This is a genomic window from Nonomuraea phyllanthi, assembly GCF_006334985.2.
GTDB classification, from domain to species: domain Bacteria; phylum Actinomycetota; class Actinomycetes; order Streptosporangiales; family Streptosporangiaceae; genus Nonomuraea; species Nonomuraea phyllanthi.
Genome location: NZ_VDLX02000019.1, coordinates 106,102 through 130,863, shown reverse-complemented (window position 1 = coordinate 130,863; position 24,762 = coordinate 106,102). Strand labels below are relative to the sequence as shown.

The window sequence follows — 24,762 nt, the reverse complement described above, 5'->3', positions numbered from 1 at the left end:
GAAGAGGGCGGTCACCACGAGCCGATCGCGACCGGCGGCCTCTACGCCCGGCTGTTCCGGTTGCAGGCGGCCGGTTACCAGGACGAGCCAAGTGACGCCTCACCTCGGTGAGGAACCGCACAGGGGGACGACATTGCCGAGGTTGACGGTCGGAGTCCTTGGTCCCCTGTACGTCGCGGTCGAAGGGCGGCCGATCCGGCTGACAGCCGGCAAACCGCGCGCGCTGCTGGCGGCCCTGGCGATGTCGGCGGGCCGGGTCGTCTCGGTGGAACGGCTGGCCGAGATGGTGTGGTGCGACCGGTTCCCGGCCAACTCCCGGCGGAGCCTGCAGAACTACGCCGCACGCCTGCGGAGCGCCATGGGCGATCGGTTGATCGAAACGTGCCCGGGAGGGTTGCTGCTGCGCGCCGACGCGGGTGACATCGACGCGCTGCGCTTCCTGCGTACTCTCGACCGGGCCGCGCGGGCTCAGGACCCCGATGCCGAACGCGGGCTCCTCGACGAGGCGCTGGCCTTGTGGCGGAGCGAGCCGTTCGAGGACGTGGATTCCCCCTGGCTGCGGGAGAGCGAGGCGCCGCACCTGATCGAGCGGCACCTGGCGGCGCTGGAGCGGCGCGTCGACCTGGACCTCGTCGGCGGGCGGAAGAGCCGCTTCACCGCCGATCTGAGGAGGCTGACCAGCCGGCATCCCTTGCGCGAATCGCTGTGGCTGCGCCTGCTGCGGGCGCTCGTCCAGGACGGCAGACGGGCGGAGGTTCTCGATCGGTACGAGGAACTCCGGGCGCGGCTGGCGCACGAACTCGGCGTGGATCCCGATCCCGCCATCCAGCGGTTGTACGCGGAACAGCTCGCCGATCACCCGAAGGCCTACGCGGAACCGCGCGCCGATCACCTGAAGGCCTACCCGGAACCGCGCGCCGACCATCCACACGCTCCTGCCGTTGCCGGCCTCTCGGCGACGGGCGGTCCACCGGATCGTCCCACCGAGGTCGCATCGCTCTTCGCCACGTCGCCGCGACGGCTCCCCACGGCCACGGCGGACTTCGTCGGCCGCGAACGCGACCTCGCCTCGCTGGCCGCCCTGGTGCGGGCGGAGCCGGCGACGGCGATCGTGGTCGACGGGATGGCCGGCGTGGGCAAGACGACGCTCGTCGTCCACAACGCCCATCAGGTGGCCGCCCGTTTTCCCGACGGCCAGCTGTTCATCGACCTGCACGGCCACACGCCTGGTTGCGCTCCGGTACCGCCGGAGGATGCGCTTCATCGCCTGCTCCGCACCCTCGGCGTGCCCGCGGACCGCATCCCGCCCCACGTGGAGGACCGGGCCGCGCTGTATCGCGACCTGCTGGCAGACCGGAAGGTCCTGCTCGTGCTCGACGACGCGGTCGGCGAAGCACAGATCCGGCCGCTCCTGCCGGGCAGCGCGAGCTGCCGTGTACTGGTCACCAGCAGAAGACGCCTGACAGGTTTGGACGGAACACGCGCGCTGACGCTCGGCGTCCCGTCACCGGCCGACGCGATCGCGATGTTCACCCGCGTCGCCGGACCCCATCGGGTGGCCGGCACCGCCGCGGGAACGCTGGCCGAGACGGTGACGCGGTGCGAGCTTCTCCCGCTGGCCATCCGGCTGGCCGCCACGCGGCTGCGCTCCCATCCCACCTGGAGCGTCGTCCGGCTCCTGGCCCGGCTGACCCCGGCGAGCCGGCGGCTGGCCGAGCTGGCGGTCGGAGAGCGCAGCGTCGCCGTCGCCATCGACATGTCGTACCGGAGCCTCCCCGACCGCCTGCAGCGCGCCTACCGGCTGCTCTGCGGGCACGGCTTTAAGAGTTTCAGCGCCGACCAGGCCGCCGCCCTCATGGGCACGGACACCATGGCGGCCGAGCGGCTTCTGGAGGGCCTGATGGACGTGAACCTGCTGCAGGAGCCGGCCCCGGGCCGCTACGCCTTCCACGGCCTGATACGCGATCACGGCGCGGAGCTGGCGATGGAAGAAGGCGGCAGCCCGACGGGGCGAGCCGCGCCGCTCCTCGGCCTGCCCTGCCCTCCACGAGGGGCCCTGGCCGAGCACGACGGGTAGGCGTGCGGGCGCCGCAGCCGCGCCTCACCATGGCGGCTGCGGTTGCGGCGCCGCGTGCACGACCCGTCCCGTCAGTTGTTGCAGCAGTCGTTGTCGAAGATGCCACTCGCCTGGACCCCGGTCGAGGCGTTGGCCGCGCTCGCGTACGACGCTCCCACGAGCGCCAGCCCGGCCACGGCGGTCGCGGCAAGGAATCGTGCGAAGAACTTCATGAGGGACTCCATTCCTCAGTGAGAACCATCGACATCAGTAAAAGGCCGGCCATCCTCAAATGCGCATGGGATCTGCCTCGTTTTTCGCATCCTCCGAGTCAGGCGTGATGCCGAATTGAGGCAGCCCGCTGATGCAATGGAATGCGTGGGTGGCGAATCGCTGATCGCACCGCGATCATATGCAGGCCGGCCTGCCGAACAGACACGATTCCGTGTGTTCGGCAGGCCGGAAGAGCGAAGGTCACGGTCTGGCAGGCGTGACCTCGCGCAGATCGCCCGCGCTCTTCCGGACCGTGCCGTCCTGGTCGAGCACGACGAAGGTGGGCCAGTTCCGCACACCGAACGCCTGCGACACCGGGCCTGTCTGCGGCTCGACGACCACGCGGGCGACCTCTCGCACGGCGTCGACGATGTCCGCGCCCTGCTCGGCCGGTCCGGCGACCACCGCCAGAATCTGCTCCCGGCCACCCGACAGTGCCTTGGCATACTCGACGAAGCGGGGCAGCGCCCGGCGGCAGGAGGAACATCCCGCGGAGAAGAACGCGGCGAAAAGCGGGCCTTTCAGTCCGCCCAGGGATACCGTCCCGCCATCGGTGGCGGTCGCGGTGAAATCGGTGACGCGGTCTCCGGCCCGGGGTACGGAATGACGCTCCAAGAGCTGGTCGAGACCCGCCCGCGCCCATTTGCCGGTGTACTCGCGCAACCGGTGCAGCGCAAGGAGCACCAGCAGCAGGTTGAGCCCGCCCAGCACACCGACGACGACGATCGCGGCGACCGTTGCACCATCCATCGACACGTTCCTCCTTCAGCGGGGTAGAACCAGGGCCACGAGGTCGTCGTACGCGATGACCAGTGCCGCCGCGACGACGGCCGCGAACCCGGAAACGATCAAGGCCGCCGTATCGAACCCGGCGCTCCCCGTGTGGCCGGTCAGCACGGTTCCCGCCAGGCCCGCCCCGGCGATCACCAGGAGAATCGCATTGCGTACCAGATGCCGCACCCCGAGCGGCCGCGTCGACGTGCCGAAGCACCGGCAACTCGTCGACGTGCCACGCCGCAGGGCTGATGCGATCACCAGCGAGAAGACGATCAGCAGCGCGGCCCCGATGCCCAATCCCGCGGGCGCGGTGACGCCGACCGGCATCAGTGCCGCCGCGGCCAGCTCGCACGCGATCACCGCACCGGCGGCAGCGGAACTCCAGCGCGGTTTCACGCCGAACGCACTTACGGTGGCACGGAACTCGATGAAATCTCGCCGCCCGCGCAACTTACTCGCGGCAGCGGCGACGAAAACCAACGCGAGCAATATACGGCAACCGAATCCGATATAAGCGATCAACATCTGAGTCCTCACGGCAAAAAGGGCGTGCGAGTCACCAGGACCTTTCCACGCTGTGATCCCGCCGACCATGAAGAGCCGTACGGCCGAGCCGTCGAGATCCGATTCGACACGATCCCGATCGCCGACGGCTCGGCAGCGGTGAGCCGCCTACGGGAAACCGGCCTCATCCTCGGAGACAAGCCGCTCCGAACCGACCGTCGCCCGTCCGTCTGCCCACATACTCAGGCGCAGCTCCAGGGGTGGGTCGCGCAAACGGTGATGCACACGCAGTTCGACCACCTGTCGCACTCGCCGGCCCTGATCTCGCCGGGCATCGACGACACGAGGATGTCGAGGTCGAACTCGTCCATGAGAGCGATGTCCGCCGGGTCCTGCGATCTTGTGTCCAGAGCGTGCGCCCCGGCGAACGCGATCGGATCGGCCACCTGAATCGTGTCGATGGACATGGTGTTTCCTTCCCTGCTACGCGTGGCTCTTCTCTGCGTCGGACGCTAGCGAGCCCGGGTGTGGCGGCGGTGTTGCCCCGGTTGTGCGACGCGCGCGCGGCGCTCAAGGTCCTGCGCGCGGACGGCGGCCGCGCGCAGCGGCGGCTGGCCCGGAGTGTTCCTACGGCTGCTCACCCTGGACGAGTACGACGGCCAGATGGCCCTGACACGCCCCGCCGTCGTGCCGGCCACGGTGAACGACGACGACACGTTCCGGGTGTGGGGCGTGGCACCGGTCAGTGAGGCGTCAGCAGGAGCACCTCTCGCGTGGTGCCGCCGTCCCGGGTGACCAGGCGGTACGTGCCGGCGTCCGTGACCTCGACGCGCCAGACGGAGCCGCGCCCGCCGAGCGAACGGCCGGTGCGCGAGTCGGCGATCCGGTAGTAGCCCTCGTCGATGTGCACGAAGCGCCAGGTGTCCCCTAGCCGCTTGCGGTCGGCCGGGTCGGTGATCAGGACGTCGCCGACCGGCTGGATGCGGAACTGCTGGCAGGCCTCCCCGCGCCAGGTGAAGGTCTGCACGGCCCCGTCCGGCCGGTCGCAGGCGTCGAGGACGCGACCGGCCAGCTTGTTCTCGATGCGGGACCAACCATGGTCGGTGGGCAGGAACCGGAACTTCTGGCAGTCGTTGTCGAGCCAGCCCCACTGCGCCACGCGCGCACCGTCCGCGTTGACGCAGGCGGCGACCTCGGCGACCTTGTTGCTGTGCCGGTTGAGGATGCTCGACCAGCCGCCGCCCCGATATTCCAGACGCCACTGCCGGCACGCGTCTCCCGCCTCCGTGGCTGTCAGCCGGATGTCCGCACCCTCGTAGCCGCAGGTGGAGTTGTCGATCGACCCCGCACCGTCGTGGCTCACCAGCGTCACGTACGCGGGACCGCGCCCGTGGCCACGGTTGCCGCTGAGCGGGTCGCCGAGGCGCGGCCAGCCGCCGTCCCACGAGATCGGCCGCACCGAGCCCTTGGGCAGCGCGCCGTCGGCGGCGTCGTAGTAGTGGTGGACGTACAGGTCCGGTCCCTTGCCCCGGCGTAGCAGGACGTCACCGCCACCGGTGCCCTGGAAGCCGTTGTAGCCGCGCAGCAGTTCGGTGCCACCGCCCTGCAGGAGCGGCCGGCCGTCGCGGTCGACGTACGGGCCATGAAGGCTGGTCGATCGGCCGACGACGATGCGGTAGTCGGAGTTGACGCCACGGCAGCAGAAGTCGAAGCTGGCGAAGAGGTACCAGTACCGTCCCTTGCGGACGATCGACGGGCCCTCGATCGCCGCCCCGCCCCGGGAGGCGAGCGAGTACAGCGTCGCGTCCTCCGTCGACAGCAGACCCGTCGCCGCGTCGAGGCGGCGCATCTTGATGCCGTCCCAGAACGAGCCGAACGACAACCACGGCACCCCGTCCTCGTCGAAGGTGACGTCGGCGTCGATCGCGTTGTAGTTGTCGGACGTGCGCGAGCGCAGCACCATGCCGCGATCCACCCAGCGGTAGTCCGGACTGCCGGGGTCGAGGGTGGCGTTGGTGGCCAGACCGATGACGGAGTTGTTCGTCCCGAAGGAGGAGGCGGCGTAATAGAGGTGGTACTCGCCGTCGAAGTAGGAGAGATCCGGTGCCCAGAAGTCGCCCGGCGTGACGCCGAGCTCGTCCACCACCCACTGCGGCGGCATGGTGAAGACCGTTCCGAGGAACGTCCAGTGCACCAGGTCGGTGGAGCGGCGGATCGGCAGGTAGGTGCGGGTCTCGATGTCGCCGGTGATGATCTCGTAGTAGTACCGGCCCTGTCTGATGAGGGTCGGATCGTGGGCGATCGGATCCGGAGAGGGCTGCGCCGACGGCTCCCCCGCCGCCGCCACCGGGGCAGTCGGGGCAGCCGAGGCGGCCGGGACTGCCGGCACCGTCGCGGCCGCGCTGATCAGCACCCCGACCAGCAGTGCGGCCACAGAGCCCAGCACGCGGGGGCGGCGGTTCCTTGACGGCTTTCCACAACCCCCGGCCGGATCGCGTGCACCCGCTCCCGCCGTCGTGGGTGGCGGCGGCGTCACCGGGAACCTCGCCGTGCCGGGCGGTGCCGTACGTAACCGCTTCATGGAACCCCACTCAACGTTATGGCTGACATTCCTCAGCCAGGTCGGGAGCAGCGCCGAACTCGGACCGGAATGGTGGCAAGTGTTAGCGCGAACAGAGCGACCGTCAAGACCGAGACGGAATCATCCGCGTCACGCCGCCGACCCCGCCAGCATCGGGCTGGTGGCGGCGGCCAACACGACAGTGGCGCCGCGCCGAAGTAGGCCTGGGGCGCTCGCAGCTCACCAGCTCAGATCGCCAAGGAAACTGCTGAGCGCCGCGTTGACCTCCATGGGCCGCTCCAGCGGCGGCAGGTGCCCCGTCGCCGGCAGATCGAGCCGCCGGGCGCCTGCGATCTCGTCGGCCAGCAGATCCGACACCGCCTGGATGCCCGGCACATCCGCCAGCCCGTTGATCACCAGCGTGGGCGCGGTGATCTCGCGGAGTCGCTCCTTGGCCGGCAGGTGCCGTTCCGGCACCGGCCGACGGCTCCAGGAGCGCTCGAACACCTGGCGCATCATCGCGAACGCCAGCTCCCACACCTCGGGATCGAGATCGTCCAGCCTCCGATCCGGCCCGGCCACCTGCCACAGCGCATGCGCCCGGGCAAAGGCATCGAGATCTTCGGGAAGCACCCTGCCCGCCGTGCCGCTCCGATAGCGGGCCAGCCTCTCGGCGGGAACGGTGCTGTGCACCCGCTCCCGCGCCTGAGCCATCATGTCGTCAGGCCACGTGTGGCCCGACAGCCCAGAGGAGATCAGCACGAGCCCCGCCACGCGGTCCGGAGCCACCAACGCCGCCTCCACCGCGTAGGAGCCCCCCATCGAATCGCCCACCAGCGCGGCCCGTTCCACGCCGAGTCCGTCCATCACGCGCAACAGGTCTTCGTGGTGAACGAGATCACCGGCCGGCTCGGCCGACTCGCCGTACCCGCGCCAATCGTAACTGATCACCCGATAACGATCGGACAGGAAGTCGCGCTGGTGGCGCCACATCCGCCGGTCGGCAATCCCCGCGTGGACGAGCACCACCGCAGGACCCTCACCCACCTCGTCACAGGCCAGACCATCGATCCTCGTCACGCCCAGATCGTATGAGTCGTACCGCAGCTTCTCGACTGGGTTCGCAGTCGGCGTATTGCGCACCCATGTCCACACCCTTACGCGTTGTCCGTCGGGCCCATGAAAGAGGTCGAGCCGCTGGTTCGCCAGGTGCTCGCGGAGAGTGGCTTCCCGGCCATCGACCTCCAGCGCGAGCCGTGGGTCGTCGCTCGGGATGTGGCGCAGGCCGTGGCGGAGGGCACGCTTCCCATCGGCAAGGGTGCAGACTTCTTGATCCTCGAACTCAGGGAAAAATGGACCACCCCCGAGGAGATCTGGGAACTGAACCTCCTCATCGACGACGGGGAAGCCCTGCGTGGGGCTCCGCCGGCTGACGGCGAGCTTCGACAGCAGGCAAGCAAGATCGCCCAAGCCGCACCAGGGTGGCGCGACGCGCCGCAGGATCCGGACCTGCTACCGCCGGATTAGAAGCAAGATCTTTCAGTGCCGCAGTCCTGTTCGGGGTCACGTCCCGCGGAGACGAGGGCCATGAAGCCTCCTGATGGGCCTCCGGCTGAAAGTTTCCCCAGCCACAGCCCCTCCACCAGCGCCGTTGTCGGCGGCCGTCGCCGCGCACGCTCCCCTGATCGCCGGATGGCGTACCTTACTCCCGCTCACCCACATCCGCGTCAGAGGGAGTCGTCGTGCGTACATGGTTGGCCCGCGCCGTTGTGTCTTTCCTGATGGTGCCGCTTACGGCCGCCCCGGCGGCCTCCTCCGCCTCGGCTCACACGGACGCGCGTACGTGCGCGAGAGCGAACCTGCTGTTCTGCGAGGACTTCCAGGCGATGCCCGTCGGCGGCGCGAGCAGTCTCCGCTGGGGAATCGACACCAAGCACGGCACGCTCACCGTCGAGCGCGCCGGGCGGCGGGGGCAGAAGGTGCTGCGCGTGCACACCGAGGGCAACGGCCGTGCGTTCCTGAAGGTGGACGACTTCGCCGCGCCGGGCAACAGCTTCTACGGGCGCGTACGGTTGCGGGCGAGCGCGTTCCCGACCGCGCCGGACTGGGCGCACTACACGCTGGTCGAGGCGACCGGCGACGGGCCGGAGATCGTCCGCCCGCTCGGCGGCCAGTACGCCCCGCCGTCCCACGGGGGAGCCGCGTACTGGGGCGTCGGCGCGGACGGCGGCCCCACCGGGGACTGGACGAACTGGCAGACCACCGCGCCCTCCGTCGCCGGGACATGGACCTGCGTGGAGTGGCACATGGACGCCGGCGACAACCGGATCTCGGTGTGGTTCGACGGGGTGGCCAAGCCGGAGCTCACCGTGTCCACCCGGGAGCACGGCGGCAACCCGGTGGACTTCGTCTTCCCGCGGTTCGACACGATCAAGCTGGGCTGGCAGCTCTACCAGGAGAACCCGACCCCGGCCGGCTACGACGTGTGGATGGACGACATCGCGCTGAGCAGCCGGAGAGTGGGCTGCTGATCCTCGTCTGCGACTCGCCGCCGTCGCCGCGTCCGGTTTCGGCCCGGCCGCGGGCGCGTGCGGCGCCCGCACCACTTCGCCGGACACCCCGGAGGGCATCGGGCCGAAGTGGGTGCGTGATTGGAGCCGCGCCTTCCCTCGTAGGCATCGGGCCTAGGTGGCGACGAGCTGGCGGGTGATGCTGGGATCGCTGATCCCGGTGTCGTCCGCCAGCAGGAACGCCTTGGACAGGATGACCGACAGCATTCCGCCGTCCTCCTCGAACGGCAGGAACACCGACGAGGCGGCGCGGTCGCGGACAGGGACGATGCACAGGTAGGCGTCGTTCGGCTCCATCAGGATGTTGCCCGACCCCAGATGGATCCGGTAGGTGCGCAGGTGCCCGCGCACGCGCAGGAACCGGTCCGTCAACTCCACCTGGTCGGCGATCTTCAGCCGGGGCAGCAGCCGGGCCAGCGCGTCATGCCGCGTGCGGGCGGTCTCGCTCAGCTCGCCGAACCCGTACGACTGCCAGTAGCCGTCGTGCCCGGCCGCCGCCCGCTGGTCGAGCCCCAGGGACCCGACCCCTACAGCGAGGTCGGCGTCGCGCAGCAGCTCCGAGAACACCAGCGGCGGCACGTCGGCGACCGGCGCGTCGCCGGGAAGATCCGCGTGGCGGAACCGGATCGCGTCGGTGGCGGCACAGGAGGCCGTGCCCCAGGCGTCCTGCTCGGGGTCGGAGGCGACCCGCATGCCCCAGCTCGCCTGCCAGCCGGCGAGCGTCTTGACGGCCGCCCCGACGTCGCCGTCGCACTCGTAGTCCCAGTGACCGATCGACAGCCCGCTCCAGCCGCGCTGCTCCAGCAGCGCCTTGGCCTGCCCGTAGCGCACGAAGTGGCCCTTGAAACGGTCGGAGTGGGTGCGGGTGCGCTCCTCGGCCGGGGTGAGCAGGTAGACCTCGCGGAACGCCTGCTTGAACGGCTGCCTGATCCCCCGTTCCAGCAGGTGGTCGCGCCAGCCGCGCACCCCCTCGGCGCTCTCCAGGATCGGGTGCCACAACCGGACGGGCGTGTCGGCGCCCGGACGTACGGTCTCGCCGCTCGCGTCGGCCAGTGCCCAGCCGCCGCCGCTCCTGACCGGCAGCCCGGCGAACCCGTCGGGGAGCCGCCAGATGAGGGCGCGGGTGTAGGGGCCGGTGACCGGATGGTCGAAGAAGTACTGTTCGGCCTCCTGCCAGGACAGCTCGCGTTCGATGATGAGCATCTGCTCCAGGCGCAGCCGCTCGGCGGCCTGCGTGCGCTTGAGGTCTTTCAGCGTGGCCTTGAGATCGGCGAGCCCTGGGTCCTTGCGGATGGACTGGGGCGCCGACTTGACGACGCGCCCGGACGCGTTGACGTACCGCAGCACCGGCCCGTCGACGTCGAGCCGGACGACGCAGTCGCCGACCCGCTCCTCCCGGACCCCGTCGGGGCCGAGCCCGAAGGCCGGGACCGTCCGGTCGACGAGCTGTTCGTGGGTCAGCCCCTCCTGTACGGCCACCGCGTCGAGGGCTTCGGACGCCTTCGCCAGCAGGGCCGGTCTGCGCACCTTGGCTCGCACGCGCGCGAGCACGCCCACCGTGTCGAGGCCGCCCCGCTTGGCCAGCACGTTCAGTGCGGCGTTGGCCAGTCTCTCGTTGCGGCAGACGGCGGCGCCGCCGGTGCCGTTGCGCCCGATGCCGCAGTTCGTGGCGACGTCGCCGAGCAGCGTGGGCACCCAGGGCGCGTCGATCACCTCGCAGGTCCACAGCATGCCGCGCAGCGGGAGGGCGGTGCGGCGGGCGAGGAAGACCCTGCCGCCGGGCTCGCGGCTCTCGCGGTGCGTGGCCAAGCGGGAGAGGATCTCGCGCAGCACCGCTACGCCGTCGTCGGTCAGCAACGTGCGGACCTTGGCGAGCCAGGGTTCGCTCGGCCTGCCGGCCTTGGCCTTGCGCCAGTGTTTCAGCAGGGGGAGCACGGCGGGGTCGGCCAGCCGCTCGGCGTACTTCCCTGCCATGGCGCGGGCGATCGGGTCGCCGTCCCAGACCAGGCTGCGCACCACTCCGGCCGCCCCGTGCTCCGGCGGCTCGGTCAGGACCCGCTCCAGGTCCTTGCGTAACGCGGCCCGGCCCGGGCTGCGACTGGCCGGGTGCCACGACGGCGCGTCACCAAGGATCTGACGGCGCTCGGGGTATCCGAGCGCCGCGATGGCGGCCAGCGGGATCCGGTACAGCTCGGCGTGGCCGGTGTGGCCGGAAGCCGACAGCGCGTCGGCGATCTCCCACAGAGAGCGCGTGTCCTCGAACGTCCACGGAATGTCGCCACCGGCCACCTCACGCACCAGCCGGAGCACCTCCTCGGGATGCTCGTGGCCACCCTTGTCGCCCAGGCTGAGCCGCAGTTGCGCCCACATGCCGAACGCCCTGCGCCCGGCCTCGTCGGCGCCGGGCCGCCCGCCCGCGTCATATCGGGCGAACCACTCATGGGGCAGCCCCTGGACGCGGTAGGTGATCAGGTGGCGCTGGGACTGGGGAAAATTGTCGAGAACGCCCATGTCAGTCCCCCGCCCGCGACGAGAGGCGGACGAGCTCGCGCGCCGGGCTCGTGCCGGGCCGGGCGGGAAGGGGAATCTCGACTGGGCACCTGCCGGTGGCGCTCTCGTCTATGAAGATGGCCGTGGCCATGGGGGGCTCCATCGTCGTCGGTCGGTCAACGTGACGAGCCATAGTTATCAACGGGCACCGACATTCGGCCTCGCTCGCGAACCTGCATCGTCGCACCGCGGTGGAGCAGATGCCTCCTTCACAATAGAGAGCAATGTCAGCTCACCTTCTTGCCCGGGCCGCAGCCTCTCTCCATGGCTTGGCTGTCGGCGACGCCTTCGGTTCCCAGTTCTTCGTTCCGGCCAACCGTCACGCGCTCTCTTCCCGCTCTCTTCCACCGGCCCCCTGGCAGTGGACCGACGATACGGAGATGGCGTGCTCCGTCTACCGTGTCCTGGCGGATCACGGCACCGTCAACCAGGACGAGCTCGCCACCGATTTCGCCCTCCGTCATGACTTCGACCGCGGATACGGTCCGGCGACGAACCGCATGCTCCGGCTGGTACGCGAAGGAGGCGACTGGCGGGCGCTTTCCGCCGGGCTTTTCGACGGCAAGGGCTCGTGGGGCAACGGCACCTCGATGCGGGTGGCGCCGCTCGGCGCCTGGTTCGCCGGCGACCTGGCCGAAGTGGTCCGACAGGCCACCCTGTCGGCGCAGGTCACCCACACGCATTCCGAGGCAGTGGCCGGCGCCGTGGCCGTGGCGGTGGCGACGGCCGTCACCGCCACAGAACCCGACCTGCCCGCCGGGCACTTCCTCGATCGCATCAGCGAACACGTCCCCGCGAGCATGGTTCGCGACGGCATCGCCGAGGCCCGGCAACTCCTCACCATCAGCGACCCCTCGCTCGCCGCCCGGATGCTCGGAAACGGACGGCAGGTCACCGCACACGACACGGTGCCGTTCACCCTCTGGGTGGCAGCCCGTCAACGCCACGACTACGAGGCGGCCATGTGGACCACGGCGGTGGCCGGAGGGGACGTCGACACCACGTGCGCCATCGTCGGGGGCATCGTCGCCGTTGCCGAGGGAATCCGCCTGCCGCCGCAGTGGCGGAGACGCTGCGAACCCCTGCCGGACTGGGCAGGTGCCCCGCCGCTCGACCCTGATGACGCTGTACGACGCCGAGTTAGGTGGAGCCGCCGGGTTTGAGCCTGGCAAGCAGATTTCGGGGAGGCCTCGTGAGCCTCCCTGAGACAATGCGCGTCAGGTCGCCGCCAAGGCCTCCGTGGGCGCCAGGCGGGCCGCGCGGATCGCGGGGTACAGGCCCGCGATCGCACCGATCACCACCGTCGCGCCGACGCCACCGGCGAGCGCCCACAGTGGTACGACCGTGGGCCACTTCTGCGTCGTGGCGTACATTCCGGTCACCAGATAGCCGAGCAGCGCACCGAACGCGCCACCGAGCAGCGACAGGAGCAGCGACTCCGCGACGAACTGCATACGGACCTGGCCTTTTGTGGCGCCCTGCGATCTGCGCAGGCCGATCTCCGAGCGCCTTTCCAGGACAGAGATCACCATCGTGTTGGCGACGCCGATCCCGCCGACGAGCAGCGCGACCGCGCCCAGCCCGAGCAACAGTGCGTCAAATGTGGCGTTCGCGGCCCGGCGCGCGGCCAGCGCGTCGGACGGCTTCGACACCTGTACCGCGCCCGGCGCCGACGGGTTAGCCGTGGGCGCGAGCACCGCACGCACGGCCTCCACCTGCGACTCCACCGACCGCGTGTAGACCGTCGTCGGATGCCCGTCAAAGCCCAGGTACGTGGTGGCGGCCGGCCACCCCATGAGCACGGCCGAGTCGAGCTCCGGCGCGAGCAGCACCTTCTGCAGCACCCCGACCACCACCCACCATCGGCCACCGATGTGGACGGCGGGCACGTTCCCGAGCCGCTCGGCCGCCGTCGCGCCGAGCACCACCGCCGGATACCGGTCGGTCGCCGCGTTGAGCCAGGCACCGTGGTCGAGCGTGCCGCCGACCGTTTTGAGCAGATCGAGCTTGGCCGCGAGCACGGACAGGCTGCCGGACTGCGCCGCCGGGATCCGGTCGTTGCGATAGGCGTACGTGTCGCCGAGCATGCCGGTCGCGGTGGCCGACCGCACCGGGCCGATCCGTTCGATCATCGCGACCGACTCATCGGGCAGCGTGGCACGCTTGCCGAACATCGTGCTGCCGGGTGACACGGTCAGCATGTTGGTGCCGAGCTTCGCGAGTTCCTGGTCGAGGTCGGCGCGGCTGGAGTCGGAGATGCCGACCACCGCGGTCATCGCCGCGATGCCGATCGCGATTCCCAGCGCCGACAGCACGGCGCGCAGCGGGCGCGAGCGCAGGCCGTATCCGCCGAGCCGGGCCAGGTCAGACAGGCGTAGCCGGGCGGGGTGCAACGACATCTCAGACCACCTGCCCGTCGCGCATCGGCACCTGCCGCGGCAGGCTGTCCGCGATCTCGCGGTCATGCGTGATGACCAGGATCGTCGTGCCCGCCTCGTTCAGCTCGCGCAGCAGCTTCATCACCCCGGCGCCGGAGACCGAGTCGAGGTTTCCGGTGGGCTCGTCCGCGAGCAGCAGCGGCGGGTCGCCCGCGACCGCGCGGGCGATGGCCACCCGCTGGCGCTCTCCGCCGGAGAGCTGGTGAGGGCGGTGGGTGAGCCGCTCCTCCAGGCCGACCCGCACCAGCGCGGCCTCGGCGCGCTGCTCGCGTTCGCGCTTGCCGGCGCCGGTGTAGAGCAGGCCGTCGGCGACGTTGCCCAGCGCGTCCCGCCCCGGCGCGAGGTGGAACTGCTGGAAGACGAAGCCGATACGCCGGGCGCGCAGCGCGGAGAGCTGCCGGTCGGACAGCGTCGCCAGGTCGTGCCCGTCGATGCGCACGGTGCCCTGCGAGGGCCGGTCCAGCGTGCCGACCAGGTTCAGCATCGTGGACTTGCCCGAGCCCGACGGTCCGACGATCGCCAGCAGCGCGCCGTAGTCGACGACGAGGTCGACCGAGCGCAGCGCGGTGACCCCGCCGGGGTAGGTCTTGGTGACACCGGCGAGCTCGATCACCGGGTGGCCGACGAGGGTGTCCCGGGCGGTCACAACGGCTTCGAGAGGATTCGCGACGGTTTCGGAGGGACTCGCGACGGTTTCGCGGGGATTCACGACGGCACCGCCACCTTCATGCCGGCCTGCAGCCCGTTCCCGGTGATCTCCACCTTGCCGTCCGCGAAGAGCCCGGTCTCCACCCCCACGACTCGCGTCAGGCTTCCGTCGACGATCTGCACCCCGTACCCGCCCTCAGCGAGCGCGAGCAGCGCAGCCACCGGAACGGCCAGCACGTTCGGCCGCTTGCCGGCGGTGAAGGCGACGGTGACGGCAGCCGCCCCCCTGCTCTTGACCTTCGAGGTGAAGCCGATCGTCACCTTTATCCCAGTGGTGTCCGCTTCACCGTTCTCGCCCTGGCTCACGAACGTGGCAACCTTGATGATCTTTCCTGGGACGACCTTCCCATCGGGAAGCGTGACCCGCACCGTGGCGCCCCGCCTGGCGAGCCGTCCCGAGCTCGTGTCCAGCCTGACCGTGGCCATCGGCGACGTGCCGGTGACCTTCTCCACGACGGCACCGGGCCCCACCACGGTCCCCACCTGCGCGGTAAGAGAGTCCACACGCACCGCGCCGGTGGCGTACACGATCTGGCCGGGATCCACCGTGCCGGTCCTGGTCAGGCCGAGGTCGTCCTGCCAGTCCCTGACTGCGGAGGCGGTCGCCCAGCTGTAGGTGCCGTCGACGGTGAAGCCGCGGTAGCCGAGCGCCCGGAGGTTCCGCTCGAACTGCTTGACGTCGGCACCCTTGACCCCCGTCGAGAGCGTGCGGTAGGCGGGGAGCGAGCCGTAGAGCAGAGTGACCGGCTTGTCGTCGAGCCGGAAGATCGCCTTGCCGCGGGTGACCGTCGCGCCCTCCGCGGGCAGCCCGGTCACGGTGCCGCTGCCGCGCGACAAGACCGACGTGGTGTCGCCGTGGCCGAGCGTGCCGTCGTGGCTCTCCCGGTCGACCAGCGTCAGCTTGGCGATCTCAACGGTGGCCACCGGCGTGCTGGCGGCGGAGCCGGGGCTTTCCCCCGCCACGGGCAGGTTGAAGACCGTGATCGCGGCGGCCACGGCACCGGCCGACAGCACGCCGGCGACCATGCCCGCGATGCGTCGGGCACCCATCAGGAGTTTTCCCTGCCCCGCGGAGCCGGCATGTATTTATCGCATTCCTGTCTCGCCTTCTGGAAGGCCGGGTCCTCAGGCTCGATGTCGTCGGAATGGATTTTGATGGAGCCGTTCGCATCGGGGTCGGGATACTTCGCGAATCCGTGGTCGCGTATGCACTGCGAAACCTGCCGCAGTTTCTTGAGATCCGCGTCGCTGATCGGCCGGCCTTGCCGGCCCCTCCAGGGCGAGTACGCCTTGCACGCTTCCTCCGCCTTGTCGACCTTGCCCTGGTCTGTGCCCTCGGGGGCGTGCACCCCCAGATTGCCCTCGGCATCCGGGTCGGGGAACCACGTGAGGCCCTGGTCGCGCATGCACTGCGAGAATTTCAGGGCCGAGGCCTGATCGTCTCCCGCCGCCGCGCCGGCGCCGGCCTTGGGCGCGCCGGAGCCGGCGGTCGCCACCATCGGGTCGTCATGACGGGCGCAACCCGTCATTCCCACGGCCAGCATCAGAGCAACCGCGGCAAGCGTTCGTCGCGTCGTCGTCTTCCTCGCCGGCGGCTTTTTCGTATTCGTGGACATGCGTTTTGTTCTACGCTTCGACCGGTCACACGACGGGCACAAAAAACGCTTGACCGCTCTTACGTGGTTTCCGCAGCGGGGAAAAGCACCCTGATCGCGAGGCCGCCCTCCGGCCGGGCGCGCACGGTCAGGTCCGCCGAGTGGGCGGCGGCGATCGACTGGACGATGGACAGCCCGAGGCCGTGATGACCGTCATCGTCGGCCGCCCGGCCGAGCCGCTGGAACGGGCTGAGAAGCTGGTCCACCATCTCCGGCGGGACGGGCGGCCCGGTGTTGGTCACCGACAGGAAGGAGCGCTCGCCCTCCGTGCCCGTCGCCACCTCCACCCGTCCATCCGGGACGTTGTAACTCATCGCGTTGTCGACCAGGTTGGCCACCAACCGTTCGATGAGGGCGGGGTCGCCGGTGACTCGGGCGGGCCGGACCTCCGCTGCGACGGCCAGGTCTCGTCGTCGCGCCTCCGGGCCGACGGCCCGCAGCACGTCGCCGGTCAGCCCGGACAGCTCAACGCTCTCCGGACGGTCCAGGCCGCGTTCGCTGGTCGCCAGGACGAGCAGCGATTCAAGGAGCCGGGCCTGCTGCTCACTGACGGCCATCAGTTGCTCGAACTGCCCCCGGAACGAGTCCGCCGTCGCGTCCGGGTCGATGGCGGTCTCCTCCAGCAGGGCGTGCTCCAGCGTCAACGGCGTACGCAACTCGTGTGCGGCGTTGGCGACGAACCGTTTGTGCGAGTCGAGTGCGGCCTCCAACCGGCCGAGCAGCCCGTCCACGGTGTCCGCCAGACTTTTGAGCTCGTCGCGCGGCCCGGTGACAGCCAGCCGCTCGTGCACATTTCGCGCCGAGATGCGCTGGATGCTCTTCGTCATGGTCTGCAGTGGCCGCAGCACACGCCCGGCCACCAGCCAGCCGAGCACGGCCGAGAGCACCGACATGACGGCGAGCGCCACGCCGGACTGCACGAGCAGCTGATGCATGAGCTCCGTCTGCTGCCGGACAGCCTGCTCCCGGACCGCCTCGGTGACGCGCTGCTCCGCCGCCGTCAGCTTGGAGTCCGCCGGCAGGTCGTCCCCCAGGTAGATGCTGACGCTCCGCCCACCGGACGGCGTCGTGCTGGTCGTCGACATCGCGACGTTAGGCCCGCTGTGTGCGACCAGCAGATACGTCATGGCCAGCAGAACGGCGCCTGAGAGCAGGAAGAGCACGCCGTAAAGGAGGGTGAGCCGCAGCCGGACCCGCATGCCGGCGATCTTGGACTTCAGGCCCATGAGGATCCCGTCCCGTTCAGATTCGATAGCCGGCCCGCGGAACGGTCTCAATGACGGGGGGCTCACCGAGCTTCGACCGGAGGCGGTTCATGGTCGCCTTCACCGTCGTCGTGAACGGGTCGGTGGCCTCGTCCCACACCCGTTCCAGGAGTTCCTCAGCGGAGACCACCCGGCCCTGCGCGGTGAGCAGGTATTCAAGGACGGCCAGTTCCTTGGGGTTGAGTGGCAGCGGCGTCCCGGCCCGGGTGGCGACTCGCCGAGCCGGGTCGAGCACCAGGTCACCGCGCACCAGGCCGGGCGGCACGGCGGGCTGGGAACGCCGGCCGAGCGCCCGGATGCGGGCCACCAGTTCGGGATAGGCGAACGGCTTCGGCAGGTAGTCGTCCGCACCGATGGTGAGGCCCTGCACCCGGTCGGCGATGGTGCCGGCCGCGGTCAGCATGAGCACCCGGGTGCGCAGCGGCTCCCCCATCAGCCGGCGGCACACCTCGTCGCCGGAGACACCCGGCAAATCACGGTCGAGGACCACCACGTCATACTCGACCTCGACGGCGCGCTCGAGGGCTCCCGTCCCTTCATGCGCCACGTCGACCGCCATGCCCTCGCGCCGCAGAACCCGCGCCACCGAATCGGCGAGCCGCACGTGATCCTCGACCACCAGGACCCTCATCCGCCTCCCCCGCCTGCCCCTGTCCGCCTCCGATCCGGAACGCCAGCGTACGGGTGAGACGGTCACATGGTTGTCACAACCGCCCCCCGCCGGGCCGTGCGCAGGGCGCCGGTGGATGACACACGGGCAAGCACCCGCCACCCGTCGGCATCCGCATTTGACCGGGAGAAGGATGGTTCGACGTAGTGGCTGGGCTCCCGCCGCCTGAACCTGTCCCTGAACCCCCATCTGCAGGCTTCGCCAACGGCCTTGAACCCGACCGTGACGCCGTGAACGCCGCCTTCGTCCTTCCGCACCACAACGGCCGGACCGAAGGCGTCAACAACCGTAGAAGCGAATCATTCGACGGTCCTGATCTGGTCGGCCAGTGGCGACAGCGACGACAGCGGCAGGTCGCGATGCGTCCATGCCTGCTTGAGGTCCTCGGGGGTGTAGCGGGGAAGCAGGTGAAGGTGGAAGTGGAACACGGTCTGCCAGGCCGTAGGGCCGGTGGCGTGCCAGATGTTCATCCCGCCCGGTTCCAGCGCGCGCCGCAGCAGGGCGGCGGTGTGCACAGCACCCCGCATCAGCAGGCCCGCGCGGTCCGGGCCGATGTCGGTCAGATCGCGACAGTGCTCGCGGGGGACGACCAGGGTGTGACCGCGAGTCGCCTGCGAGATGTCAAGGAAGGCGACCACATTCTCGTCGGAGTAGACGATCTCCGCAGGGACGTCTCCAGCAACGATGCCGCAGAACGTACAGGTTTCGGTCATGGCCGCCTTTCTTCACTTGATCGAGTCAGAGCGTATTAGCCATATCAGTGTCGAACAACGCTGGGTTCAGCTTGAAGGCGCGGGCCGGTCGGCCGGATGCGCGTCCGCCGGCCCGGCAGGTGCGAAGGCTTCCTCGGGTATGCCGCAGCCGTGCACGACGACCCGGACCATGTCCTGGACCGCATCCCTGCTGACGCTCCCTGGCGGCGCGGTGAGCAGGGTGAACAGCGCACCCTCGTAGAACGTGATCAGAGCGGAGATCGTCGCGTGGGGGGTGGTGAGGCCGAGTTTGCCGTGGTGCCCAGCGGTGACCTGCACCGCCGCGCCCTGCAGAGCGGCGAGCGCCGAGGCGAGCACCGGCCGGCGCGTGGCCTCCAGTTGCAGCTCGAAGATCGCCAGATAGCGGCTGCGCAGGGTGGTCGCCGCTGTGAACAGTGATTCGGTCAGCAGGTCGACCAGGGTCACAGGCTGCGCGGTCGCTTGCTCGGTCGCACGGTCGGTGTCGGCGTGATGCAGCTCGACGATGCGCTCCGCGGCGGCCACCAGCAGGGCTTCCCGGCTGCGGAAATAGTTGGAGGCCGTGCCCGGCGGAAGGCCCGCTTCCTTCTCCACCGCGCGATGGGTCACGCCATGCACGCCCGAGGACGCCAGCAGCTCGATGGCGGTGTCGGCCAGGGCGCGGCGGCGGGCCGGATTCATGGGCGGCATGAGCTCATGGTACCAATATCCGTACTAGTACGATCGTAGTGAATGAGGAGGTCCGATGAGGATCGTGGTGGTGGGCGCCGGGCTCGGAGGGGTGGCGGCGGCGGCGGGGCTGCACCGCACCGGCCATGAGGTGACGCTCTTCGAACGCGCCCCCGAGTTGCGCGAGGCGGGCACCGGGATCGTGATCATGCCCGTCGGGCTTCGCGCGCTGGACGCGCTGGGACTGGCCGAGGACATCCGCGGGCACGACCTGCGGGGCGGCCACTTCGGGCTGCGGGACTGGCGCGGACGGCCGCTGCTGATCACCGACCTGGTCCAGGCACAGCGGCAGGTCGGGACGCCCGCCATGATCGACCGGACGGAACTGCACCGGTTGCTCCGCGCCCCGCTGCCCGCCGAGCTTGTACGGGCCGCGACCCCGGTCGAACGTCTGGAGCCCGACCCCGAGGGGGTGACCGTGATCAGCGGCGGCGAGCCCGTCGCCAGAGCGGACGCCGTGATCGCGGCCGACGGCATCGGCAGCAAGCTGCGCGCGCAACTCATGCCCGGCCACCCCGGGCTACGGCGGACCGGCCGGATGGACCTGCGCGGCATGCTGCCCCGCCCTCCCGGCACGGCAACGGACCTGCTCAACGGCCAGTTGGTCGACCGCCGCAGCGGCGCGATGTTCGGCCTGTTCCCCGTCGGCGACGACCGCCTCTACTGGTTCACCGACTCCGCCCTGCACGGCCCGCCGCCCGGCGCGGACGAGGCACGCCGGCAGATGCTGTCCTTGATGGCCGACTGGCACCCCCTCGTCACCGCGCTGATCGAGGCGACCCCGCCCGACGCCATCTACGTCGACCCGATCGCCGGCCTCGCCGAACCGCTGCCCTCGTTCGTGGCCGGCCGGATCGCGCTCCTCGGCGACGCCGCGCACGCCATGCCACCCGACCTCGGCCAGGGCGCCAGCCAGGCCTTCGAGGACGCCGCCGCGCTGACCCGCCATCTGATGGGCGCGGAACCGGCCGACGTCGCCCAACGGCTCCTGCGCTATGACGCCGAGCGCAGGCCCGAAGCCAACCGCATCATGCGCGCGGCGTCGAGGCAGTCGCGGCTGACCTCCCGGACCGGCGCCACCGCGTGGCTGCGCGACACGCTGCTCCGTGCCGTGCCGTCCTGGCTGGCCACCCGGCAGCTCGCCGCCCTCTGGCACGCCTGATGGCCAATGGCACGGGTCATGAACCGCAGCCGGATCAGCGCTTCATCGCCCCCTCGGCCGCGGCGTCGGCCGCGGTGGCGATGGCGGTGCCCGCGATCTCGAGGCGGCGGGCGAGCTCCAGTTCCTTCATCTTGTCCGCCGTCAGCTCGCCGGTGAAGATCCGGGCGATCTCGTACTGGTACATCCTGCGCACCGCACCACCGGCCTTCTTGGCCGCCAGCGCGTCTCCTACGGCTGCCGAGGGTTTCGACGCCAGAGCGCGTACCGCTTCGTCCAGCGCCTCGATGCCCGCGATCACCTGGTCGAGCAGCGGGGTGAATCCGGTCTGCCCGGGCAACCGGTAGAGGTGGGCTCCCCTGACGAAGTCGCGCAGCGCGTCGAGCACGTCGTCGATGGCGCGCGAGAGCCGGAACAGGTCCTCCCGGTCGATCGGGGTGATCAGGACGGACTCCAGCTCCACCACCAGCCGGGCCCGCTGGGTGTCGCCGAGATGCTCGATCGCCCGCATCCGTTGGTGCGCGCCCGTGTTGTCGATCTCGCCCGCCACCATGGCCATCGCGAGGTGGGCGCCCTCCTTGGTCGCGCCCAGCTGTCCTGCCAGAGCCTCCGTCAGCGCGGTGTCCATGCGCCCGGCCAGCAGATCACGAACCCGGCTCAGCCGCCTCATACCACCATCCCCAACCCGAAGGCCGCCAGCCCCGCCAGCACGGCGCTCGTCGGCAACGTCAGCAGCCAGGCCAGCACGATCTTGACGGCCGCGTGCCAGCGCACCTTGCCGCCGCCCTCCGCCATCGCCGATCCGATCAGCCCGCCCGCGACCGCCTGGGTCATGCTCACCGGCATGCCGGCCGCGGCGCAGCCGATCACCGTGAGGCCGGAGCCGGCCTGGGCGGCCACGCCGTACAGGGGCCGGACCGAGATGATCTCGATGCTCAGCGTGCGGCCCGCTCTGGGCAGGCCGTACAGCGCTCCGATGCCGAACAGGGTCGCGGTCGTCAGCGTGACGGGAAGCGGCGCGTCCGGGACGCCCAGCGCGAGGATGAAGACGGCCGCCATCTTCTGGCCGTCGTTGGCGGCGTAGGCGAGGCTCTGCACGGCGAACCCGGCCCAGTGCCAGCGCGCCAGCCCCCGGCTCGCGGTCACGGCGCCCAGCAGCCGCGATATCACCGGCGCCACCAGCGCCCCGGCGAACGGCGCGGCCAGCCCCACCGCCAGCACGAGCGCCACCGGCCCGGCCGCCACGGGAATGCCCCAGCCGATCCCGGCCCCGGTGAGTCCTCCGACGATGGCCAGAGTGAGGCTGGTGGGCTTGCCGAAATGGGTGAGCGTGAGGACCACGACCAGCGCCGCGATCATCGCGACCGCCACGACGTGCCGGGCGTGCGGGCCTTGCGGCGTGGCCAGGCGCCGCGTGAAGGTCTGTGCCACGTCCTGAGTCAGCAGGGGGACCAGCGCGTTCATCGCGACGAGCACGGCGATGCCGGTCCGTGGTCGTACCGTGGGCAGCTTGTGGCCGGGAGCCAGCAGAGCGCCACCGTCGTTGACACCCGTGACCAGGGCGAAGACGGCTGCGAGCAGGACCTCTAGGGACACGGGAGGCCGCCTTCTCCTGTCACAGCCCGAGCCGTTCCCGCTCGACGTGGTCCAGCGCCATGCGTACCGCGCCGAGCGCGATGCTCTCCTCGCCGAACGTGGACAGCGCGACCTCAGGAGGGTTGCGGCACATCTCGGTCAGGTGGGCCCGCATCCTGTCCAGCAGCAACTCGCCCGCGCGCGAGAATCCACCGCCCACGACGACCAGCTCGGGGTCCACCACGAGAACGAGCGCCGCCGCGCCCTGCGCGAGCCCATGAGCGAGCCTGTCCACCACCGCGAGCGCCTCCTCGTCGCCCGCCCGCGCCGCCTGGAAGATCTCCTCCGCGTCCCGTCCCGCCCTGTCGAGCACGACGGACGAATCCTCCCAGCCGATGAGCGGCAATCTGCCCAGCTCGCCGGCGCTGCCGGTGCGGCCGGTACGCAACCGGCCGTCGAGCAGCAGGCCGTGTCCCGCCCGGTATCCGGAGAGCACGTAGACCAGGTCCTCGACGTGGCGTGCGCTGCCCCGCCAGTGCTCGGCGACGGCCGCGAGGTTGGCGTCGTTGGCCGCGAACCCGGGGCAGCCGAACCATCGCCCCACCTGGCCGGCGAGGTCGAGCCCGCTCCAGCCGGGGATGAGGGTCGAGACCGACACCCTGCCGGACCGGTCCACGACACCCGAGGTGCCCACCGTGGCCGCCCACACGCCTCCACGCGCCAGCCCCGCCGCCCGCACGCATGCGGTGGCGGCCCGCTCGGCCAGCGCGAGGCGTTCGGCGGCGGGCATGTGCTCGTCCGCGTCGAGCCGCCGCTCCTCGATCACGTCGCCGTCGAGGTCGGCCAGCATGGCGAGGATCCGCCGTGGCCCCACGTCCAGGCCGACGACGTGACCCGCTTCGGCCCTGAACCTGAAGCGCCGGGCCGGCCGCCCCGCCGTGCCCCCGGTCGGCGAGGACTCCTCCGCCAGCCCCCGCTCGGCCAGATCGGAGAGCGCCACCTCGGCGGTCTGCCGTGACAGGCCGGCGGCACGCGCGAGCTGGGTCAGCGTCTGCGGCCCGCCCTGGCGCAGGGCGTGCAGGGTGGCGCGGGTGTTAAGGCGGCGCAGCAGGGCGGTGTCGTTAGTAACACCGAGAGTTCTCATAATGCCTCTTGACGTTTGGACTGGGCCAACTCTAGCTTTACGTCGCGTCTTCTCATAATTGGAGCTGAGAACATGCCGCAAGTTGATCTGGCCCTGGTCGGTGCGGGCGACCGAGGAACGAGATACACGAGGTACGCGACGATGGACGGTCGCGCCAGGCTCGCCGCCGTGGCCGATCCCGATCCACGACGCCGGGAAGGACTGCTCGCCGAGCACCCGGAGGCCGTCGGCTTCACCGACTGGCGCGAACTCGCCGAGCGGCCGCGGCTCGCGGACGCGGTGGTGATCGCGACGCTGGACGCCGACCACGTGGAACCGGCGGTGCGCTTCGCCGAGCTCGGCTACCACATCCTGCTGGAGAAGCCGATGGCGATCCGGCTGGAGGACTGCCGGAGAATCGTCGCGGCCGCCGAACGGGCGGGCGTGCTGTTCGCCGTCTGCCACGTGATGCGCTACACGTCCTACACCCGCGGGGTGAAGGACGTGCTCGACAGCGGGCGACTCGGCGAGATCGTGACCATCGAGCACCTGGAGCCTGTCGGCTGGTGGCATCACGCCCACTCCTATGTACGCGGGAACTGGCGTCGTACCGATCAGGCCACCTTCATGCTGCTGGCCAAATCGTGTCACGACCTTGACTGGCTGACGTACGTGATGGGCCGCCGGGTCACCCGGGTGTCGTCGTTCGGAGGGCTGAAGCACTTCACGGCCGAGAACCAGCCGGCGGGCGCGGCGGAGCGCTGCCTGGACTGCGCCGTCGCGAACACCTGCCCCTACGACGCCAAGCGCATCTACCTGCCCTTCGTGGGCGGCGAGGAGCGCTGGCCCCTGGCCGTGCTGAGCGAGGACACCACGGAGGCGGGCGTGCTGCGCGCGCTGCGCGAGGGCCCCTACGGCAGGTGCGTGTACGCGTGCGACAACGACGTGGTCGACCACCAGGTCGTCAACCTGGACTTCGAGGGCGGAGCGACCGCCTCGTTCACCATGACCGCCTTCACCCCGAACGCCCCCCGCAAGACCCGCATCTTCGGCACGCGCGGCTCGCTTGAGGGGGACGGCGCTCTGCTCACCGTGACCGACTTCGTGACCGGAGACGTCGAAGTCATCGACACGAAGCCGCCCAAGGAGGGGCACAGCGGCGGCGACCAGGGCGTGGTCACCGCGTTCCTGGACGCCCTCAGCCGGAACGACCCCGCTTCGATCCTCTCAGACCCCCGTGAAAGCCTGCACAGTCACGAGATCGCGTGGGCGGCGGAGGAAGCCCGCCTCACCGGAACCGTCGTCACCCTGAAGGATCAGCCCTGACAGCGCCGAAGGACCAGCGCTGAACACGGGCCGGGCGGAACGCGAACACCGCGTACCGCCCGGCCCTGAAGCGCGTGTCACGTGCTCGAGCCC

Annotated in this window: 24 protein-coding genes; 6 read left to right on the top strand and 18 right to left on the bottom strand. The window is 70.5% G+C overall.

The window, feature by feature from the left end; translation table 11 throughout:
• Positions 1-142: 142 nt before the first annotated feature.
• Positions 143-2,077 carry an AfsR/SARP family transcriptional regulator gene (locus FH608_RS39075; protein WP_193318872.1) on the top strand — a complete coding sequence of 645 codons (1,935 nt, stop codon included), beginning with the start codon at positions 143-145 and terminating at the stop codon, positions 2,075-2,077.
• A 71-nt stretch (positions 2,078-2,148) separates the two neighbouring features.
• Here FH608_RS39075 and FH608_RS51910 read toward each other — a convergent pair whose 3' ends face one another.
• The 6 genes from FH608_RS51910 to FH608_RS39050 form a co-directional block, all read right to left on the bottom strand.
• Positions 2,149-2,289, bottom strand: coding sequence for a hypothetical protein (locus FH608_RS51910; RefSeq protein ID WP_153264594.1), 141 nt, complete (start codon positions 2,287-2,289; stop codon positions 2,149-2,151).
• 241 nt (positions 2,290-2,530) lie between these two features.
• Positions 2,531-3,079, bottom strand: coding sequence for a peroxiredoxin family protein (locus FH608_RS39070; RefSeq protein WP_226900302.1), 549 nt, complete (start codon positions 3,077-3,079; stop codon positions 2,531-2,533).
• A 15-nt stretch (positions 3,080-3,094) separates the two neighbouring features.
• A complete protein-coding gene (locus FH608_RS39065; RefSeq protein ID WP_193318871.1) occupies positions 3,095-3,631 on the bottom strand; it encodes a MauE/DoxX family redox-associated membrane protein in 537 nt (178 codons plus the stop codon).
• Positions 3,632-3,852: 221 nt separating this feature from the next.
• The gene (locus FH608_RS39060; protein ID WP_139635442.1) at positions 3,853-4,077 is read right to left on the bottom strand and encodes a hypothetical protein; all 225 of its coding nucleotides are present in this window, start codon (positions 4,075-4,077) and stop codon (positions 3,853-3,855) included.
• Positions 4,078-4,352: 275 nt separating this feature from the next.
• The gene (locus FH608_RS39055) at positions 4,353-6,056 is read right to left on the bottom strand and encodes a family 43 glycosylhydrolase (protein WP_226900288.1); all 1,704 of its coding nucleotides are present in this window, start codon (positions 6,054-6,056) and stop codon (positions 4,353-4,355) included.
• 354 nt (positions 6,057-6,410) lie between these two features.
• The gene (locus FH608_RS39050) at positions 6,411-7,250 is read right to left on the bottom strand and encodes an alpha/beta fold hydrolase (protein WP_226900287.1); all 840 of its coding nucleotides are present in this window, start codon (positions 7,248-7,250) and stop codon (positions 6,411-6,413) included.
• A gap of 99 nt (positions 7,251-7,349) precedes the next feature.
• Between FH608_RS39050 and FH608_RS39045 the strand changes: the two genes are divergently transcribed.
• On the top strand, positions 7,350-7,697 hold the full coding sequence (locus FH608_RS39045) for a hypothetical protein (protein ID WP_139635440.1): 348 nt from the start codon (positions 7,350-7,352) through the stop codon (positions 7,695-7,697).
• Between the two features lie 215 nt (positions 7,698-7,912).
• Positions 7,913-8,701, top strand: a complete 789-nt coding sequence (locus FH608_RS39040) for a hypothetical protein (protein ID WP_139635438.1) — start codon at positions 7,913-7,915, stop codon at positions 8,699-8,701.
• A 153-nt stretch (positions 8,702-8,854) separates the two neighbouring features.
• Here the strand turns inward: FH608_RS39040 and FH608_RS39035 are convergent, their stop codons facing one another.
• On the bottom strand, positions 8,855-11,251 hold the full coding sequence (locus FH608_RS39035) for a DUF4132 domain-containing protein (protein ID WP_139635437.1): 2,397 nt from the start codon (positions 11,249-11,251) through the stop codon (positions 8,855-8,857).
• Positions 11,252-11,559: 308 nt separating this feature from the next.
• Here FH608_RS39035 and FH608_RS39030 point away from each other — a divergent pair, with 308 nt between their 5' ends.
• Positions 11,560-12,453 carry an ADP-ribosylglycohydrolase family protein gene (locus FH608_RS39030; protein ID WP_317135605.1) on the top strand — a complete coding sequence of 298 codons (894 nt, stop codon included), beginning with the start codon at positions 11,560-11,562 and terminating at the stop codon, positions 12,451-12,453.
• A gap of 54 nt (positions 12,454-12,507) precedes the next feature.
• On the opposite strand, the gene FH608_RS39025 is transcribed toward FH608_RS39030, so the two are convergent.
• The 8 genes from FH608_RS39025 to FH608_RS38990 form a co-directional block, all read right to left on the bottom strand.
• Positions 12,508-13,689 carry an ABC transporter permease gene (locus tag FH608_RS39025; RefSeq protein WP_139635435.1) on the bottom strand — a complete coding sequence of 394 codons (1,182 nt, stop codon included), beginning with the start codon at positions 13,687-13,689 and terminating at the stop codon, positions 12,508-12,510.
• Position 13,690: 1 nt separating this feature from the next.
• The gene (locus FH608_RS39020) at positions 13,691-14,374 is read right to left on the bottom strand and encodes an ABC transporter ATP-binding protein (protein WP_317135604.1); all 684 of its coding nucleotides are present in this window, start codon (positions 14,372-14,374) and stop codon (positions 13,691-13,693) included.
• Between the two features lie 59 nt (positions 14,375-14,433).
• Positions 14,434-15,486, bottom strand: coding sequence for a peptidoglycan-binding protein (locus FH608_RS39015; protein ID WP_139635434.1), 1,053 nt, complete (start codon positions 15,484-15,486; stop codon positions 14,434-14,436).
• On the bottom strand, positions 15,486-16,052 hold the full coding sequence (locus FH608_RS39010) for a hypothetical protein (protein ID WP_139635433.1): 567 nt from the start codon (positions 16,050-16,052) through the stop codon (positions 15,486-15,488). The genes FH608_RS39015 and FH608_RS39010 overlap by 1 nt, the downstream gene beginning before the upstream one ends.
• A 59-nt stretch (positions 16,053-16,111) precedes the next feature.
• Positions 16,112-17,317 carry a sensor histidine kinase gene (locus FH608_RS39005; protein ID WP_226900286.1) on the bottom strand — a complete coding sequence of 402 codons (1,206 nt, stop codon included), beginning with the start codon at positions 17,315-17,317 and terminating at the stop codon, positions 16,112-16,114.
• Between the two features lie 16 nt (positions 17,318-17,333).
• Positions 17,334-17,987 carry a response regulator transcription factor gene (locus FH608_RS39000; RefSeq protein ID WP_139635432.1) on the bottom strand — a complete coding sequence of 218 codons (654 nt, stop codon included), beginning with the start codon at positions 17,985-17,987 and terminating at the stop codon, positions 17,334-17,336.
• A 338-nt stretch (positions 17,988-18,325) separates the two neighbouring features.
• The gene (locus FH608_RS38995; protein WP_139635430.1) at positions 18,326-18,739 is read right to left on the bottom strand and encodes an HIT family protein; all 414 of its coding nucleotides are present in this window, start codon (positions 18,737-18,739) and stop codon (positions 18,326-18,328) included.
• A 66-nt stretch (positions 18,740-18,805) separates the two neighbouring features.
• Entirely contained in the window at positions 18,806-19,447 is a 642-nt protein-coding gene (locus tag FH608_RS38990; protein ID WP_139635429.1) for a TetR/AcrR family transcriptional regulator, read from the bottom strand.
• A 55-nt stretch (positions 19,448-19,502) separates the two neighbouring features.
• On the opposite strand from FH608_RS38990, the gene FH608_RS38985 reads away from it, so the two are divergent.
• Complete coding sequence (locus FH608_RS38985) at positions 19,503-20,648, top strand: FAD-dependent oxidoreductase (protein ID WP_139635427.1); 1,146 nt, start codon at positions 19,503-19,505, stop codon at positions 20,646-20,648.
• Positions 20,649-20,682: 34 nt separating this feature from the next.
• Here FH608_RS38985 and FH608_RS38980 read toward each other — a convergent pair whose 3' ends face one another.
• The 3 genes from FH608_RS38980 to FH608_RS38970 are packed head-to-tail and all read right to left on the bottom strand — an operon-like array spanning position 20,683 to position 23,364.
• Complete coding sequence (locus FH608_RS38980; RefSeq protein ID WP_139635426.1) at positions 20,683-21,315, bottom strand: DUF47 domain-containing protein; 633 nt, start codon at positions 21,313-21,315, stop codon at positions 20,683-20,685.
• Positions 21,312-22,241, bottom strand: coding sequence for an inorganic phosphate transporter (locus tag FH608_RS38975; protein WP_139635425.1), 930 nt, complete (start codon positions 22,239-22,241; stop codon positions 21,312-21,314). Before FH608_RS38975 ends, FH608_RS38980 begins: the two co-directional genes overlap by 4 nt.
• Positions 22,242-22,260: 19 nt before the next feature.
• A complete protein-coding gene (locus tag FH608_RS38970) occupies positions 22,261-23,364 on the bottom strand; it encodes an ROK family transcriptional regulator (protein ID WP_139635424.1) in 1,104 nt (367 codons plus the stop codon).
• 72 nt (positions 23,365-23,436) lie between these two features.
• Between FH608_RS38970 and FH608_RS38965 the strand changes: the two genes are divergently transcribed.
• Positions 23,437-24,669 (top strand): Gfo/Idh/MocA family protein, encoded by a 1,233-nt coding sequence (locus tag FH608_RS38965; RefSeq protein ID WP_139635423.1) that lies wholly within the window; start codon positions 23,437-23,439, stop codon positions 24,667-24,669.
• Positions 24,670-24,762: the final 93 nt, after the last annotated feature.